This window comes from Pseudoalteromonas sp. RW-H-Ap-1, from assembly GCF_048318575.1.
Classification (GTDB): Bacteria; Pseudomonadota; Gammaproteobacteria; order Enterobacterales; family Alteromonadaceae; genus Pseudoalteromonas.
The window spans coordinates 656,693-673,582 of sequence record NZ_CP166997.1 but is presented as its reverse complement, the minus strand read 5'-3'; the positions used below and the strand labels follow the sequence as shown (position 1 = coordinate 673,582).

General features: G+C 40.8%; 10 protein-coding genes and 1 pseudogene. 1 reads left to right on the top strand and 10 read right to left on the bottom strand.

Annotated features, from left to right (window positions below; all coding sequences use genetic code 11):
- Nucleotides 1-7: 7 nt before the first annotated feature.
- The 8 genes from AB8618_RS19355 to AB8618_RS19320 form a co-directional block, all read right to left on the bottom strand.
- On the bottom strand, nt 8-1,639 hold the full coding sequence (locus AB8618_RS19355) for a diacylglycerol kinase family protein (protein ID WP_413403092.1): 1,632 nt from the start codon (nt 1,637-1,639) through the stop codon (nt 8-10).
- A gap of 314 nt (nt 1,640-1,953) precedes the next feature.
- Entirely contained in the window at nt 1,954-2,574 is a 621-nt protein-coding gene (locus AB8618_RS19350; RefSeq protein WP_178957296.1) for a TetR/AcrR family transcriptional regulator, read from the bottom strand.
- 129 nt (nt 2,575-2,703) lie between these two features.
- Nucleotides 2,704-4,113, bottom strand: a complete 1,410-nt coding sequence (locus AB8618_RS19345; RefSeq protein ID WP_413403089.1) for an efflux transporter outer membrane subunit — start codon at nt 4,111-4,113, stop codon at nt 2,704-2,706.
- Nucleotides 4,113-7,244 carry an efflux RND transporter permease subunit gene (locus tag AB8618_RS19340; RefSeq protein ID WP_413403087.1) on the bottom strand — a complete coding sequence of 1,044 codons (3,132 nt, stop codon included), beginning with the start codon at nt 7,242-7,244 and terminating at the stop codon, nt 4,113-4,115. The genes AB8618_RS19345 and AB8618_RS19340 overlap by 1 nt, the downstream gene beginning before the upstream one ends.
- Nucleotides 7,245-7,255: 11 nt before the next feature.
- Complete coding sequence (locus AB8618_RS19335) at nt 7,256-8,419, bottom strand: efflux RND transporter periplasmic adaptor subunit (RefSeq protein WP_138606852.1); 1,164 nt, start codon at nt 8,417-8,419, stop codon at nt 7,256-7,258.
- A 212-nt stretch (nt 8,420-8,631) separates the two neighbouring features.
- Entirely contained in the window at nt 8,632-9,921 is a 1,290-nt protein-coding gene (locus tag AB8618_RS19330) for a hemolysin family protein (RefSeq protein WP_138606850.1), read from the bottom strand.
- Nucleotides 9,922-9,999: 78 nt separating this feature from the next.
- Nucleotides 10,000-10,701, bottom strand: coding sequence for a substrate-binding periplasmic protein (locus AB8618_RS19325; RefSeq protein ID WP_178957305.1), 702 nt, complete (start codon nt 10,699-10,701; stop codon nt 10,000-10,002).
- Nucleotides 10,702-10,799: 98 nt separating this feature from the next.
- A complete protein-coding gene (locus AB8618_RS19320) occupies nt 10,800-11,909 on the bottom strand; it encodes an arginase family protein (RefSeq protein WP_178957306.1) in 1,110 nt (369 codons plus the stop codon).
- Between the two features lie 422 nt (nt 11,910-12,331).
- On the opposite strand from AB8618_RS19320, the gene udp reads away from it, so the two are divergent.
- Entirely contained in the window at nt 12,332-13,087 is a 756-nt protein-coding gene (gene udp / locus AB8618_RS19315) for a uridine phosphorylase (protein ID WP_413403084.1), read from the top strand.
- Here udp and cdd read toward each other — a convergent pair.
- Both cdd and ppc read right to left on the bottom strand, forming a co-directional pair.
- On the bottom strand, nt 13,076-14,005 hold the full coding sequence (gene cdd, locus AB8618_RS19310; protein WP_178957308.1) for a cytidine deaminase: 930 nt from the start codon (nt 14,003-14,005) through the stop codon (nt 13,076-13,078). The two genes, udp and cdd, sit on opposite strands and share 12 nt — an antisense overlap.
- A 124-nt stretch (nt 14,006-14,129) precedes the next feature.
- Nucleotides 14,130-16,774, bottom strand: a pseudogene (gene ppc / locus AB8618_RS19305) (phosphoenolpyruvate carboxylase).
- Nucleotides 16,775-16,890 lie beyond the last annotated feature (116 nt).

The window sequence follows — 16,890 nt, the reverse complement described above, 5'->3', positions numbered from 1 at the left end:
CGCCTTTCTAATCAGGTGTTTGCTCTTGGCATATTACATTTAACGATGCTGGGTGGATACTTACCACCACTTTATCTGCAGATTTAACCTCGCCATCAATCACGTAATTTAGCGTTTCGTCTACGCAGCTTATTTCTACACGTTTTGCATTGGTATAATGCGAGTTAATAGCAAGATGCGTTTGCGTAATACTGCTAAACATCAGCTCTGCAATACTTAATACCGTGGTTTCATTATCTTTGTTTGGCGTTAACCAGTTTACATCTAATAACCCATCGCGGTGATCGGGTTGCCCGCCCCCTTGCGCTAATAACGTAGTGAATGGGGCAGCATTTGCCACAATAAAACTATTTGTATTAATAACCTCAGGCTCATTATCATCTAATTTAACTATCAGCTGTTGTGCTTTATTTTCGCCAAATGAGTGTAAAAAACCATTTAAATAAGCAAGTTGCCCTGACTTATTTTTAGACTCTCGATCTGCTTTTTCAATCATTGCATGCTCAAAGCCAATGCCAATTAATAATAACATTAGTTCATCATTACAATACGCGGTATCAATAAGGTTGGTTTGGCCATCAATAATTAAATCACAGGCTTGCTCAACAGGAATAAGTTTAGATTTTATTCCCATTAATACATGGGCAAGCGCATTCGCTGTGCCCAGTGGTATTATTCCTAATCGACAAGACGTACCCACCAACACACTGGCAACCTCAGTTACGGTTCCATCGCCACCACAAGCAATAATAATATCGGGGTTATGTTCTATGGCCTGTTTAGCCAAAGTGATACCGTTTTGTTCTGGCGTAGTTTTTAAAATGGTTAAATCGTAATACGCAGATAAACGTGCAACAATTAAATGCTCTTTTTCAGACCACAACTTAGTACCTGAAACCGGATTAGCAATTAAGTACGCTTTGTTTTTTATCAGTAGCTCCCCCTTACGGTGGCGCTTAACTAAATGGCGTAATTGGCGTTTATTAAGATTGGCAGTTTCACGTGTTTCTTTTATTTGTGCAAGAATATCATGCACATCCGCATCTTTATTTTGACTCAATAAATATGCCGCCATAACAAACACCGATCGTCCACGCCCTAATGCACAATGCACCACAACACGACGGTCTTTTTTAATATGATGATGTATCCAGTTAATAGCTTGGTTTAACTGTGAGTGTGTTGGCACACTGTGATCAAGAACAGGAATATTTAAATAATCAATATTTTCTTGAGTAGATGTCCATTCAAGGCCATCAAATTCACAGGTAACGTCCAAAACAGCGGTAATGCCATTTTCTTTCAATGTGTCTATATCAGAAGGGAATAAACGACATGCTAAAAATAGATTATCGTTTATTTGCTGAATAGGCGGTACCTTGTCACGCTTTCGTGACCACGCATTATAAATTTGCGCACCTAATAAAAAAGGCACAAAGGCCCAGCGAATGTAAAAAGGGATAACGCCATTCTCGCGTTTTCTAAATACTTTTCCTGCGTTAAAAAAATAAGCGCCGCTGACTAATAATAACGATAGTGCGGTCCAAAAAAATGCAACTGCAAAATAAATGGAGTTAACCGTTAACCCCAATACTATAAATATCAATGCTGTTACAAGATAACTTACTGCAGCCCACATGTGCTCTCCTTAAAGTTGTTAGCGCAAAATTAACGCTTTTAATATAGCTCGAAGAATGCAAGTAGCACGCCAAAAAGCAACTATTATTATTTACTGTGTTTAGCTCTATAGCGCAAGCTCACATAAAACCAGCTAAAAATATTAAGCTATTGATAATAAATAACTATATCTTTATTTTTGTTTTCCTATTTTAGCAACTCAATGCTAGTCTTTATTTATGATATTGGCCATAAACTATTTGTATATAAGGCTAGTCCTTTCTTTTTTACAATAGTAAGGGTCAAATATTCATAGTAACTTAATAACTTAGTGCATTAATTATCAAATGGCATAAGTAATGTTTTCATTGCTGGACGTAGTGCAATAAGCACGGTTTCTTCTGTTAACTCAGGAAACAGCATTTTTCGTAATAACAATCCGGCCATCACTGAAAAAATCACATTAATACGGCTCTCTAATTCTTGCTCTGAATGTGATTTTATTAAACTACTTTCACTCACTAATAGATCCCGCATTCTGTTACGCGCTTGCGTGTCAGCATCACGTAGTAGCAAAGCAACTTTTTTATTTCTACTAGCCTCTGCCATCATATCTAGGTCAACAACGCTGGCTCCGGTGTCCATATGACGCTGTACGCCATGATGTAGACCATCAAGTAACACCGTTAAAATATCACCGGGTTGTTCTTCAAACTCTTGAAATATAGAAAACATTTCTTCCATATCTTTTTCAATAATACGCTCGATTATTGCTTCTTTACTATCAAAATAGTTATAAATATGGCCTGCACTCATACCTGCTGTTCTTGCTATTTCAGCCATACCGGCGCCATGGTAGCCTTTGCGACGAAAACAATCCGCAGCAGCTGTTAATACCTGTTCACGACGCGCTTGTGCTTGCACCGGATCAAGGTGTTTTTTATTTTTAGAATTCATTCGACACTCCATTATCGAGTCACTAGACTCGAAATGTTTAACGTTTATCCCTAACAATAAAGAGAGAAGCGTTAAACAGTATTACTTTACTACTGATAAATCTGCCATAACTAATTGGTTTTATGCATATTAGTTATTTTGAGGAGTAGTTACTTCCCAACCACCGCCAACAGCTTTGTACAAGTTAATTTGACTTGCAAGCAGCGCTTGTTGACCGATGATCAGTTGTTGCTTTGCGCTATACCATGTTCGCTGAGCGTCGAGCACTTGCAAAAAGCTATCGACCCCTTTATCGTATCGCGCCTGTGATAGGTCATAGGTTATTTTTCGGCTTTGTAGTAGCTGCTCAAGCGCATTTAATTGCGCATTGAAACCTTCTCTATCAGCAAGCACATCAGCAACTTCGCGAAACGCTTGTTGAATTTTTTGCTGATACGTTGCTACAGCAACTTGTTGCTCTGCATTAGCGACATCTAAATTAGCTTGGTTACGTCCCATACTAAAAATAGGTAAATTTACCGACGGTATAAAGCTCCATGTACCTGACCCTGCATCAAATAAATTACTTAAATCACGTGATGCACTCCCTGCATTGGCTGTTAAACTAATACTTGGGTAAAACGCCGCACGCGCAATACCTATATTGGCATTTGCAGCAAATAATTGGTGCTCAGCCGCTTTTATATCAGGACGCTGTGTTAGTAGATCAGATGGAAGGCCGACAGGAACAGCGGGTAAATCAAGTAATTTGTTCAACTCTTTAGTCGGTAGTAAGTCCTGACTCACCGGTTTACCTACTAATAAATCAAGCGCATTTTTATCACGTTTTAATAAACGCTCATACGTTGCAATATCAACCTTTGCAGTAGCTACGGTACTTTTTAATTGCTCTAGCGTAATTTCAGAGGCAGCACCTAAATCAACGCTTTTTTGCGTTAAAGATAAAGACGCTTGCTGCGATGACAATGTCTCTTGAGCCAAAGCAAGTAATTGCTGATCGGTCGCATAATTAAGCCACGCATTTGCCAGTTCAGAAATCAACGACACCTGCATGCTGTACTCACTAAGCTGCGTAGAGTAAAGCGTTTGAAGTGCTTGCTCTGATTGATTACGCACTTTGCCCCATAAATCTAACTCATAAGCGGTCATACCCACAGTTGCGCTGTATTGGGAGCTAATTTGAGGCTGACTGCTGGCTGATAAATCAGCAGGTAAACGCTGACGACTTCCTGTCGCGTTTAAATCAAGTGACGGATACAAAGCCGAGTCTTGAATTTGATATAAACCACGTACTCGCTCTACATTAAGCGCTGCTATTTGCAGATCTTTATTGTGCTCAAGGCTTTGTGATATCAGTGCTTTGAGCTTTTCATCATTAAAAAACTGCTGCCATTTTAATGATGAAACTTGCCCTTTGCCTGCCTCTGATGCATACGCATCAGGGACAGGTAAATTAAGCGCTTCTTGCTGAGGAGCTAACTGACATCCAGATAAAATGGCTAAAGTTAAAGCATTAAAACTGATTGCTCTTACACTCATTATGCTTCCTCCTGCGAGGTAGTTTTAGCTTTTCCTGAAAATAGTCTACGCACTAAAACAAAAAATAAGGGTACAAAAATCACCACCAATGATGAAGCCGCTAGTGTTCCACCAATGATTGAGATACCTAAGGCGTTTTGTGCACCAGAGCCTGCACTGGAGGCTATTGCAAGCGGTAGTACACCACAGATGAATGCCATTGAGGTCATTAAAATAGGGCGTAAACGAAGTCGTACGGCTGCAATGGCTGAATCAACTAAGCTCAGGCCTTCATCCATTTTATGATTAGCAAATTCAACAATTAATATCGCATTTTTAGAGGCAAGCCCTATGGTGGTTAATAAACCAACTTGTAGGTAAATATCATTTGATAAATTACCTAAAAAAGCAGCCATAACAGCCCCCAATATACCCAGAGGTACAATCATCATTACTGCAAATGGGATAGACCAACTTTCATAAAGTGCTGCTAAACACAAAAATACAAATAATAGTGAAAGGCCATAAAGAAGCGGCGCTTGACCACCACTTGAACGTTCTTGGTATGAAATAGCAGTCCATTCAGAGGCAATACCATTAGGTAATTGCTTTACTAAGCGCTCCATTTCATCCATAGCTTCACCTGTACTGTAACCTGGCGCAGCACTACCTTGAATTTCCATAGCTGAAAAACCATTATAGCGCTCTAAACGAGGTGAGCCATAAGACCAATACGAACTAGCAAACGCTGAGAATGGCACCATGTCTCCGTTTTTATTTCGTACATACCACTTATTTAGATCCTCAGGTACCATGCGAGCATCAGCCTTACTTTGCAAATATACCTTTTTAACGCGGCCACGGTCGATAAAATCGTTCACATAACTACTACCCCAAGCAGTCGAAAGTGTACTGTTAATATCACCTTGTGATAAACCAAGAGCTTCAGCTTTTGCAAGGTCAATATCCAGTTGTAATTCAGGCATATCTTCTTGGCCATTAGGACGAACACCTGCCAGGATTGGGCTTTGACTTGCCATACCCAATAACTGATTACGCGCTTTTAATAATTCATCGTGTCCTAAACCAACTCGGTCTTGTAAAAACATATTAAAACCATTCGCAGTGCCAAGTTCAATAATAGCCGGAGGTGGGAATGCAAACACAAACGCCTCTTTTATCGTTGAAAAATAGCCCATGCCTTTTCCTGCAACCGCTCCCACTGATAAGTCGTCACGTTGGCGCTCATCCCAGTGCTTTAAGCTCACAAAACCAATGGCTGAGTTTTGTCCTGAGCCTGCAAAACTAAAACCGGTAACCGTGAAAATTGAGGCAACAGCTTCAGATTGTTCTTCTAAATAATGGTTTTCTACTTTTTTAACCACTTCAAGCGTTTGCTCTGTTGTAGAACCTGCTGGCAGCATCACTTGGCTAAACAGAATACCTTGGTCTTCGTCCGGTAAAAACGCAGTGGGTAAGCTTGAAAAAATAGTGACCATACCACCGACAATCAAAACATAACTAAGTAAATAACGTTTAGAGTGCTTGATCATTCGCCCAACAAAGCTTTGTGCACCTCTATTAGTTTTATCAAAACCACGGTTGAAGCCTGAGAAAAAACGACCAATAAAGGTACCATCAGTATGCACATGACTCGGTTTTAATAACGTAGCACACAATGCAGGTGTTAAAATAAGCGCCACTAATACCGACAACCCCATTGCTGTTACCAGCGTTATAGAAAACTGACGATAAATAACCCCTGTAGAGCCACTAAAAAATGCCATAGGAATAAATACCGCCGACAGCACCATGGCAATACCCACAAGCGCGCCCTTAATTTCATCCATAGACTTTCGCGTTGCCTCGACCGCAGAGAGCTTTTCTTCTGTCATTAAACGTTCTACGTTTTCAACTACCACTATCGCGTCATCGACCAACAGACCAATGGCCAGTACCATGGCAAACATAGTGAGCGTATTAATTGAATACCCAAAGGTAAATAGAACGCCAAATGTACCTAGCAGTACTACAGGCACGGCAATTGTTGGGATAATAGTTGCTCTAAAGTTTTGTAAAAATAAGTACATCACAACAAATACCAAAACAACGGCTTCTATTAATGTATGAACTACTTTTTCAATTGAGAGTGCAACAAAAGGAGTAGTGTCATAAGGCACAACCGCTTCAAGCCCCTGTGGGAAAAAAGGCTTAAGCTCTTCAAGGGCATCTTTTACTCCTTGTGCGGTATCAAGCGCATTGGCACCACTGGCTAACTTTACGCCGAGTCCCGATGCAGGCTTACCATTAAAACGAGCTACCACGCCGTAGCTTTCACCGCCAAGTTCAACATCAGCAACGTCTTGTAAGCGAACAACCGACCCATCGCTGTTGGTTTTTACTAAAATATCTCTAAATTGCTCTGGTGTTTGTAATCGACTTTGCGCAGTGACAGTTGCATTGAGTTGCTGCCCAGCAAGTGAGGGCATACCACCGAGTTGCCCTGCTGACACCTGTGCATTTTGTGCTTTAATTGCAGCTGATACATCGCTTGGGGTTAACTTATAGTTTTGTAATTTAGCCGGATCGAGCCAAATACGCATTGCATATTGAGAGCCAAACAGCTCCACTTCACCTACACCGTCTACACGCGACACAATGTCTTGCACGTTCGACGATACATAGTCTCCAATATCAATATTAGTCATACTGCCATCTTGCGACACAAAACCAACAACCAGTAAAAAGCTTGATGATGATTTAGCCACTACCACACCTTGGCGCTGTACTTCTTCCGGCAATAATGGCGTAGCGGTCGCTAATTTATTTTGTACTTGAACTTGGGCAATGTCTGGATCGGTCTCGGCATCAAATGTTAATGTCAGCGTTGCTGAACCGCTGGACTGTGAGGTTGATGACATGTATAACAAGCCATCTAAGCCTTTCATTTTTTGCTCAATAACCTGAGTTACCGAGTCTTCTAATGTACGTGCAGATGCACCTGGATAGTTAGCCGTAATGGTAATCGCTGGCGGCGCAATAGACGGATACTGAGCAACAGGTAGGCTTTTAACGGCAATAATACCCGCAAGCATAACCACAATCGCCAATACCCAAGCAAAAATAGGCCTATCAATAAAAAATCGTGACATAAAACTCTCCGTTATTGGCTGTTATTTGCAGAAGGCTTCACAGCAGTTGCCGTAACAGGTGCACCTGGGCGAATCTTTTGTAGCCCTTCCACAATCAATTGGTCGCCATCGGCTAAGCCTTCGCTCACCAACCAATTAGCGCCTAAAGTTCGCTCTACTTTTAATACACGGCTTTCAACGGTATTGTTTTTGCTAACAACCATAGCTGTAGGTTCACCTTTGGTATTACGGCTCACACCACGTTGTGGGGCTAATATTGCGTCTGACTTAACACCTTCAACCACCTCAGCACGCACATACATACCTGGTAGTAATAGCTTTTCAGGGTTTGGAAACTTAGCACGTAAAGTCACTGACCCAGTACTTGGATCAACGGTCACTTCTGAGAACTGTAATGTACCTTTATGAGGATATACTGAGCCATCTTCCATTATTAGTTCTACATCGGTTTGTGTTGTAGAGTCGACACCTAAAGCACCTGATGCTAGCGCTCTTTTGAGTTTAGTTAGCTCATTACTTGATTGGGTTAAATCAACATAAATGGGGTCAAGTTGCGTAACCGTTGCCAGTGCGCTTGTTTGGCCTGCGCTAACTAATGCGCCTACCGTCACGCTTGATTTACTAATCTGGCCGCTAATTGGCGAAGAAACATGGCTATAATCAAGGTTAATTTGCGCACTTTTTAACTGCGCTTGTGCCGTTAATAATTCTGCAGAGGCTTGCTTAGAAGCAGCATCAGCTTCGTCAAAATCTTGCTGGCTTACGGCTTTAATTGCTAATAGTTCTTTATAACGAGACGCTTTAGATTTACTGCTAGCAATACTCGCTTCTGCGCGAGCAACCGCCGCTTTACTGGCGGCTAATTCTGCTTCAAAAATATCAGGGTTGATTTGGTAAAGCGCTTGATCTTTTTCAACCTGAGTGCCTTCTTCAAATAAGCGTGATTGCACAATTCCACTTACCTGAGGACGAATTTCAGCAATTTGAAACGCACTTACACGCCCTGGTAATTCTTTTTTAAGTGTTATTGCTTGGCTTTTTAATGTGACAACTCCAACAGGAGTCGCTGCAGGGGCAGAAGCACTGGGTTGCTCAGCTACCTGATCGCAGCCACTTAAAGCAACAGAACCAACGAGGGCTGAAAATACAAAAAAAGCGATGCGGGAGCGCTGCATGTTAAATACCTTTTAGTTTAGAATGAACGATCATTCTAAACTATAGTACAACAATTAAAAATAGCCACTGAGCAACATTTACACATTTTTACAATTGACTATAGTTGTCACCAAATAAACTCAAACAATAGTTTTGCTATATCAGTAACACCCATAAAAAAGGCAGCCAATGCATTGGCTGCCGTTAATCAATAATTTAATTTTAGCGGCTATTATTCGCTATCAGGATTCACTCTAGAGACAAGTAATTGTTCTATACGAATACCTTCTACATCCACTACTTCAAATTTAAAGCCAGAAAATAAAACAAATTCTGCACGTTTGGGAATATGCTTCATGGTATAAATTAAATACCCAGCAACCGTTTCATAATGGCTTTGCTCAGGGAATTCATCAATTTCTAATACCTTAGCTAATTCAACAATAGGTGTTAAACCATCGACCAACCAAGAATTAGCGTCGCGTTCAATGATTAACTCCTCACTTTGATGCGTGATTAAATCACCCATAAAGCCTTTCATTAAATCTTTAACTGTCACTATCCCAACCACTAGCGCATATTCATTGACCACCACAGCAAAAGGATGAACGGCAGTTTTAAACGCATTTAGCGACTCAGATAAGCTCAGTGTTTCTGGTAAGTAAAAAATATCTTTATCAAGCATATCCGCATTAATATTTGCCGCCTCACCTTTAAGCACTTGGCGTAAAATATCTTTTGACTCAACCGAGCCAATTAATTTATCAAGGTTGCCTTTACACACTAAAAAGTGATTATGTGGATGCTCTATAATTTTATTGGCTATATCTTCACTCGACTCATCAATATCAAAGTAAACTATTTGCTCTCGTGGCGACATCACGCTTGATAAAAAGCGCGCTTCTAAATCAAATACATTACCAATTAAGTCATATTCCTGCTGTTGAAGGCTGCCATATTCGGCACCCGCATCCATCATGGCAACAATATCTTCAGTAGTCACTATATCCTCACGCTCACTCGGTACTTTGAATACTCGTAATACTATATTGGTTAAGCCGTTAAAAAATAATACCAGCGGTGTGAGCGCGAAAGTGACCCAACGCATAATTGTAACTACACGCACAGCAACAGCCTCAGGTAAAATCATTGCTAAACGCTTTGGAAGCAAATCAGCAAATAATATGAATAATGAGGTAATAATTAAAAACGACAGTAAAAAGCTAATTTGGCCAAGCAACGGCCCCTGATAAAATAACTGCAGTATTTCTTGCACGTAAGGCGATAATGCCTGCTCACCAACAATCCCACCTAATATGGCAATCGCATTAAGCGTAATTTGGATCATGGCAAAAAAAGCCCCTGGCTGCTCTTGCAGTTTTAAGACCGCCAGCGCTTGCACATTTCCTTCGTCGGCCATAACCCTTAATTTTATTTTGCGTGAAGCGGCAATCGAAATTTCTGACATCGCAAATAACGCACTCATCAAGATTAATAATGCAATCCCGATTAAATCACCCATTTATAACTCCAAAATAATCGCTTTTATTAGCAAAAGCAGCTGGATTATAGCCGCTTTTATAAACAGGGCAATTGATATTTAAAGTTGTGACTCATACAAGGCAAAGGCCGTGCTAAGTTGCTGCTGTAATTTATTCGGTAGGTTTTTGTTACACGCAAAATATAAGGGGGCTTGGTTGGCGTTAATAGGCATTAATGATTCGAGTTGAAGTTCACTTAATAAGTGTGATTGTTCGTGGCTTATTCTCTGCGCAGGTATAACAACCAAATCAATGCTTGAACTTCGTGCTTTAATTATTTTAAAAATATTATCAAAACTATTAAACAGCATTAAGTTTTCGTTTTCTTTAAAGCCTTGGGAGAGTAAATAGTGATGGCTATAGTTATCTTTTAACACTGCAATTCTGTATTGTTTTGCCTGCTCGAGACTTGTTAAAACAATGCCTTTGCTTTTAAGAGAATAAAAGTTTGTGTCGAATTGGGCAAGTTTAGCAAACCAAACAAAACGACTCTCACGCTCAGGTGAGCGAGAAATTGAGAAGATACAGGTTTCGGGATCCCTCAATGCAATATTATAAGTCATACTCCAATCGTGAACTGAAATTGAATAATCAATCCCCGCACTATCAAGCACTAATCGTACTATATCGGCAGCATCACCAACTAAATTGTTGTTAGCATCGAGATACTGCGCAGGTGCAAAATTCTCTGTTACAACAGTGAGTTTAGCCGCACAGTGTTGGCTTACAATGAGTAATAATACAAAACACCATTTAATCACAATAACCCGCTCTATTAGATTTAAGACGTCACTTTTTTAATAAAAGCCAATTAAATATAGCGGGTTATTTGCAAATAGCCAATTTTTAGCTTTTGAAATTAGCGATTCATTGCATTAATTAAAAACGCCGAAATTTTAGCGCCTTCTCTCAGAGTTGTCTCAGAGCTTGATTGGCCCACTAAAGAGCTGTCAGTAAACGGAGCTATTTCCATCATATCAGCCCCCGTTATAGGGAACTCATCTGCAATCGCTGACAAAATATCAAGCGCGTGCTGTGGCGTTAACCCATTTTCTTCAGGCGTGCCTGTTGCTGATGCAAATTCTGCATCGAGGGCATCAATATCAAAGCTCACATACACTTCATCAACCTTGTCTGCTTTTAATTGCGCAATCGCATCTGCAGCAACCGCAGCTGCACCACGCTCTATAATTTCAGCAGCCCAGTGTTGTTTAACGCCAAAAGTACTTTCCCAATGTGATTTAGGTTTGCCACTTGAGCGAATACCAAATTGGATTAAATGATGCGGCGCTGGTAAGAATTCCAAAATATGTGTACACCAAGAGCCAAAACATAAGTCGATGCCTAAACGCTCTACGAGTAAGTCGGTGTGAGCATCGAAATGAATAATTGCCGTGCGTTTACCTTGCTCACGTTTGGCTTTTAAGTACGCTTTTGTTAACGGGTAGCTAATTGAGTGGTCGCCACCAATACCAAAAATACCTTTGTCTTGGAATGTCGCATAAAAGCTGTCACACACATCTTCAGTAATTGACAATGGGCTCACATAATGATCATTATTGTCATTACCGTACAGCGCTTTTTGGCAGTTGGTAATAGTGGCCTCATTTAAGTACTTATCATGTAATAAATGCGGTATTACGCGTACATCACCTAAATCAAACGAACGACATTGTGTTTGTTGATCTATCAGTGCTGAGCGTAAAAATAAAGGCCCCCAATTAGCGCCACGTAAAATTCCACCACCGCAATCAGAGCTAATGCCTAACATTACTGCTTTGTGTGGTGAATTAGGCAGCTCGTTAAGTGAGTCACGCCATAAAACATCGACATTTTCAGTTTGCCCATATAATTTATTTCTTAGCGCTGCTTTGCGTTCTTTAGCCGTATTGACTGTAAAAACACCGTCGCCGGGCGCACATAAACAGTGCTCAACTTTATTTTTAAATGTTTGAAATTGTGTGCTCATTGTAAACCCTTTTTCAATCTGAATATCTTGTCTATTATTGAGTAGTTATGCAAAACATCACACGCTGAATTAATTCCAGATTATTAGCATAGTGTGCTAAAAATTACAGTGAACTTTATTTTGCTCGCTTAGGTTAGTGGTAAATAAAAACTAAGCTTTCTTACTAACCCAATGAATATAAACAATTTAAAATACAGCTATCGGCTCTTTAGCCTAGCTATTGGTTTGCTATGAGGTATGAATATAGTGTCTGAGCAAACAAGTCAACTGGCTCATTTTGTTCGTAATTTTAGTCATTGATTGAATATTCAGAGTTGGTGAATAAATCAAATTAAGTCAATACGGACATCCGTCCTGTACTTAATTTTCATTTCTCGTAATCATGGTAAATTGACAACAATTTTTATTAAAAAGGCTTAGTTATGGAAAAGATATTTCACTTAGGACTGTGTATTGATGACTTAAAAGGTGCAAAACTGGCTATAGTTCCAGGCGATCCAGATCGTGCAGCACGTATTTCACAGTTCTTAGATAATCCTACCTGCCTTGCTCAAACACGTGAGTTTCACATTTATTTAGGCCAATTAAACGGTCACTCTGTAGTAATATGTTCGACTGGTATCGGCGGCCCTTCAACGTCAATTGCCGTTGAAGAACTAGCACAACTTGGCGTACGAAGCTTTCTTCGCATTGGCACAACAGGGGCTATTCAACCGCACATTAATGAAGGCGATATTCTAATTAGCCAAGCTTCGGTTCGCTTAGATGGTGCGAGTCAACATTTTGCCCCGCTATGCTACCCTGCCGTATCTGATTTTTTTGCCACTCAAGCCATGGTAAAAGCCTGTGAAAACCTTAATATCGATTTCCATATTGGTATAACCGCTTCGAGCGACACCTTCTACCCAGGTCAAGAGCGCTACGATACACACTCTGGCTACGTACCTAAGTCACTACAAGGTAGCTGTGAAGAATGGCAAAAATTGGGCGTAATGAACTACGAAATGGAATCGGCCACTTTATTTACCATGTGTGCCGCGCTTGGTTTACAAGCTGCTTGTGTTGCTGGTGTATTAGTAAATAGAACACGTCAAGAAATACCTAACGTGGACCACGGCGAGATTGAGAAAAAATCTGTTGCCGTGGTACTTGAAGCCGCTAAAGTGTTACTTGGTTAATGTTGCGCTAATAACCTCAAGTGTTGGCAAGCCAGTAAAGCTTGCTAACACGGCTTTTGCTACCCCTGATTGGTTTTCGTGACCCGTAGTTTCTAACAAAGTAATTGATTTTACTATTTGCTCATCAAAGCTTAATCCTGCTAAAAATAGCTGACTCACTGCGCTTTGCAGTGGCGATAAACTTGGGCTATACGCTGCATTTTCAGCATAACTGCCATAAAAGTCACCATTTTCAAAGGTGCTTATTTTTACCGCACTATAATTTTGACTGTATGGAACATAAGCCGCCAAAGCAAAACTCAGCAGCTTGTCATCAAGCTTTGTCTCTTCAAAGCGCTTAGTTTGCTCTACTGGGTTAAATAAGCTGTGCTCATTGCCTAAATCTGTTGGCCCAAATGAATGCGGTAACAGCTCTGCTAATTTAAAATTTTGTGCTGGCAGTAAAATATCAAGCTCTCTGGCATCCGCCAGTTCATTCATAAACTGACGGCAATACCCACATGGTGCATCACTAATGGCTATTTTTAGCACTTTCTTAGCGCCATTTAACCACGCATTATTAATTGCTGATTGCTCACCATGCACCACTAAACTAAGTGCTTGATGATCAAACTCAGCATTGGCACCAAAGTAAAAAGTAGTATGTCCTTGTGAGTCGAGCCCTTTTACAATTGCGCCGACATGAAACTTGGAAATAGGTGCAACCGAAAACTCAGAAGCCAACGGCACTAGACCTTGCAATAATGTATCTTCGCTGACATTAAGTTCGGTGCAAAGCGCTTTAATATCGCTTGAATGTAAAATACCGCGTTGAGTTTTTAATTGACTACGTAGTGCTTGCGTTTGCGCTACGTTTAATGAGATGTGTGAATTGCTAAGTGCTGTATTATGTTGCACTTTAAAAGTTGCTGAAGCCATAATAGTTTTTATTTGTTCAATGGCTAAGTAGTGTAAAAGGTTGGCAAACTAAATACCAGCCTATTCAACGTAAAAAAAGGGAACACGTCGCGTGTTCCCTTTTTTTGTTTTACTAAAATAAAAATTAACCTGTATTTCGCATACCCGCTGCAATCCCCGTCATGGTGATCATTAAGGCATTATCTATATCGCTTTCATTACCTTTATCATCGCCACGAGAGCGACGTAATAACTCAACCTGTAACACGTTCAGTGGGTCGGTGTACGGATTTCTAAGCCCAATAGACTCTTTGATCCAAGGTTGATCGGCTAATAGACTTTTTTGCGGGCTCAATGATTGCACTAAGGTTATCGCCTCGCCAAGTTCCTCACGTAAGGCAACACCTAAAGGTTTATACATGTCTTCCACCAGCGCATTATCGTAGTGCTCACTTAACCAGCTATCCGCTTTACTAAATACCATTTCTAGCATTTCTAAACGAGCTCGAAAGAAAGGCCATTGCAAACTCATTTCGCTTAGGGTTTCAATCCCATATTTTTCAAGCGCTGCTTTAAGTCCGCTTAATGCGCCTAACCATGCAGGTAACATTAAACGATTTTGACTCCACGCAAATATCCACGGAATTGCGCGTAAGCTCTCTACCCCACCATTAGGATTACGTTTAGCTGGCCTTGAACCTAATGGCAATTTAGATAGCTCCAATTCTGGTGTTGCCATTCTGAAATAAGGTACAAAGTTTTCATCGTGGCGTACAACATTGCGGTAGTGCTCACACGATACATCACTAATTAATGCCATAACTTCGCGCCATTCATCTTTGGGCTCTGGCGGTGGTAATAAGTTACTTTGCAGCACCGCACCCGCGTATATATTTAAGCTTTGCAATGCCACATTGGGTAAGCCAAATTTAAAGCGGATCATTTCGCCTTGCTCTGTCACCCTAAGGCCCCCTTTGAGTGAACCCGGTGGCTGCGAATGCAAGGCTTGTGCAGCAGGTGCACCGCCTCGACCAACCGTGCCTCCACGACCATGAAATAAAACCAGCTCAATACCGCGTTCATCCGCCAGTTGCACTAACTTGTCCATTGCCTCATATTGTGCCCAGCCAGCAGCCATCATACCCGCATCTTTGGCTGAGTCTGAATAACCAATCATCACATTTTGAGTATTTTTAATATGACCTCGGTACCACTCATTATTAAGCAATGTAGTAATAACATTATGACCATCGTTTAAATCATCCAAGGTCTCGAATAATGGCGCCACGGGTAGTTCAAAACCGCAGCCTGACTCTTTAAGTAATAACTGCACCGCTAAAATATCAGAAGCTGTTCGGGCCATAGAAATAATATATAAACCAAAGGTTTTTGCATCTTGCTGCGCAATAACATCAAAGGTGTCGAGCACCTCTTGCACTTCAGGGCTAGGTTGCCAATGCTTAGGAATAAGCGGACGACGAGAATTAAGCTCAGCAAGTAAAAAAGCCTGCTTATCTTGCTCTTGCCATTGGTTGTAGTCGCCAATACCTAAGTAACGAGTTAGCTCAGAAAATACATCACTGTGTCTCGACGAATCTTGGCGCACGTCTAGTTTTGCCAAACGCAGTCCAAAGCTATTTACTCGGTGGATCATATCCAGTAGTAAGCCATTGGCCACTACTTGCATGTTGCACTTTAATAAAGAGCGATAACATGCCTCAATAGGGTGCTTAATTTGATTAATATCGGTGATTAAATCTTGAGATTCAGTGCGCTTATTTTTAATTTTAGCGCTTAAATGCATCACCGTTTCTGCAACTTGGTTTTTAACATCTTTCAAAACAGCACGGTACGGTTCAAACTCTTGCCCAGCCAATTTAATGAGCTCATCGCTGGCATCCGACATAGAAAGTTCAGCACAGAGCGTTTCTAAATCACGCTGGTATAAATCCAGTGCCATCCAACGGCCATGGTCGAGCACTTGCTTGGTTACTTCGGCGGTTACAAACGGGTTACCATCACGGTCTCCCCCATCCAAGAAGTAAATTCTATCGGGCTGTAATCTGCTGGCAACTCCAAGCTTAAATGCTGTTTTACATGCTGGCTAAACTCACGTAAAAAACGGGGCACCGCTTCCCACAAACTGTTTTCAATGACTGCGTAGCCCCATTTAGCCTCATCTACAGGGCTTGGGCGTGAACGACGAATATCGTCAGTATGCCATGCTTGGCTAATTAACTGCGCAATACGGTTTAAGATTGCTTCGCGTTCTTGCGCAAGATTGTCGGTACGCTCAAGCGATGCTAAACAATCGCTAAGTTCAACATGTTTATTAATAATAGTACGACGAGTCACCTCGGTTGGGTGTGCTGTTAGTACTAAGTTTATGTGGAGTTTTGAGAGGGTATCGGCTAAATGGTTATGATTAAGCTGACCTTGTTCGGCTTTTGCTGCTAACATTTTTAATGTTTGAGTGAGAGGATTTAGTTGGCAAAAACCAACATCATTAAAACGTGATACGGTATGAAACTGCTCTGCAACATTCGCTAAGTTTAAAAAATGATTAAATGAACGGGCAACCGGTAAAAGCTCTTCATCACTAAGCGCATGCAGTACATCTATAAGCGCTTTACGATCGGCTTCATTGCCACTGCGAGATGATTTTGATAAAGCCCGAATTTCTTCTACTTTATCTAAAATATCTTGTCCTTGAGCATCTTTAATAGTTTGTCCTAATAATTGCCCAAGTAAATTTACATTACCTCGCAAGGCGGCATATTGTTCACTCATTTTTAGCTCTCCTTTGTTTCTTTGAGACCTATTAATATCATTATGTTTACTTATTTAATAGATCCATTTGCAACAGCATGTCGTAAAAAAGCATATGTAAAATAAACACAAAGCGA

Bases quoted from the DNA above. Each gene is read 5' to 3' on its own strand.
- AB8618_RS19355 (WP_413403092.1), bottom strand. From the start codon at position 1,639: ATGTGGGCTGCAGTAAGTTATCTTGTAACAGCATTGATATTTATAGTA.
- AB8618_RS19350 (WP_178957296.1), bottom strand. From the start codon at position 2,574: ATGAATTCTAAAAATAAAAAACACCTTGATCCGGTGCAAGCACAAGCG.
- AB8618_RS19345 (WP_413403089.1), bottom strand. From the start codon at position 4,113: ATGAGTGTAAGAGCAATCAGTTTTAATGCTTTAACTTTAGCCATTTTA.
- AB8618_RS19340 (WP_413403087.1), bottom strand. From the start codon at position 7,244: ATGTCACGATTTTTTATTGATAGGCCTATTTTTGCTTGGGTATTGGCG.
- AB8618_RS19335 (WP_138606852.1), bottom strand. From the start codon at position 8,419: ATGCAGCGCTCCCGCATCGCTTTTTTTGTATTTTCAGCCCTCGTTGGT.
- AB8618_RS19330 (WP_138606850.1), bottom strand. From the start codon at position 9,921: ATGGGTGATTTAATCGGGATTGCATTATTAATCTTGATGAGTGCGTTA.
- AB8618_RS19320 (WP_178957306.1), bottom strand. From the start codon at position 11,909: ATGAGCACACAATTTCAAACATTTAAAAATAAAGTTGAGCACTGTTTA.
- udp (WP_413403084.1), top strand. From the start codon at position 12,332: ATGGAAAAGATATTTCACTTAGGACTGTGTATTGATGACTTAAAAGGT.
- cdd (WP_178957308.1), bottom strand. From the start codon at position 14,005: ATGGCTTCAGCAACTTTTAAAGTGCAACATAATACAGCACTTAGCAAT.